This window comes from Streptococcus sp. GMD1S, assembly GCF_000296875.1.
Classification (GTDB): domain Bacteria; phylum Bacillota; class Bacilli; order Lactobacillales; family Streptococcaceae; genus Streptococcus.
Genome location: NZ_AJQY01000387.1, coordinates 1 through 870, shown reverse-complemented (window position 1 = coordinate 870; position 870 = coordinate 1). Strand labels below are relative to the sequence as shown.

Here is an 870-nt window from a genome sequence, read left to right as displayed (position 1 = left end):
CCGAGCTATACCGATGAAGCGCTAGCCATTTTGACCAACAAAAAGAAAAACTTGCGCATCCTTGCCTTGCCATTTGATGCTCAAGATGCTAGTGAGGTAGAGGCAGAATACACAGGCGTGGTCGGTGGACTTCTTGTGCAAAACCAAGACATGGTCAAGGAAAGCCCAGTTGACTGGCAAGTGGTGACCAAACGCCAGCCAACCGAGACAGAAGCAACTGCTCTTGAATTTGCTTGGAAGGCTATCAAGTACGTCAAATCCAACGGGATCATCGTGACCAATGACCACATGACACTTGGCGTTGGGCCAGGTCAAACCAACCGTGTGGCTTCAGTCCGTATCGCTATTGACCAAGCTAAAGATCGTCTTGACGGCGCTGTGCTTGCTTCCGATGCTTTCTTCCCATTTGCGGATAACGTGGAAGAAATCGCCAAAGCAGGTATCAAGGCCATCATCCAACCAGGTGGATCAGTCCGTGACCAAGAGTCAATTGAAGCGGCTGATAAACATGGTTTGACTATGGTCTTCACAGGCGTAAGACATTTTAGACATTAAAAAGATAAAAGGGAAGAAAACAGTTTCTTTCCTTTTTTGGCTTAAAATGCTAAGTGAAACAAGATTAGAACGAACGTTTGTGATATAATATTAGTAAATAATTCGCAAAAGAGGTTGAGAGATGAAGCTGTTAGTTATCGGTTCGGGTGGTCGTGAACATGCGATTGCTAAGAAGTTGCTTGAGTCAAAAGACGTTGAAAAAGTCTTTGTAGCTCCTGGAAATGACGGGATGACTCTGGATGGGCTGGAGTTAGTAAACATCTCTATTTCCGAACATTCTAAGTTAATAGAGTTTGCAAAGGATAACGATATCGC

At 44.5% G+C, this 870-nt stretch carries 1 protein-coding gene and 1 pseudogene; both read left to right on the top strand.

Annotated elements, in window-relative coordinates:
* A pseudogene (locus GMD1S_RS10545) lies at positions 1-555 on the top strand (bifunctional phosphoribosylaminoimidazolecarboxamide formyltransferase/IMP cyclohydrolase PurH); the annotation flags it as partial.
* A 121-nt stretch (positions 556-676) separates the two neighbouring features.
* The coding region (locus tag GMD1S_RS10540; protein WP_000772085.1) for a phosphoribosylamine--glycine ligase N-terminal domain-containing protein at positions 677-870 on the top strand (194 nt) is incomplete at its 3' end.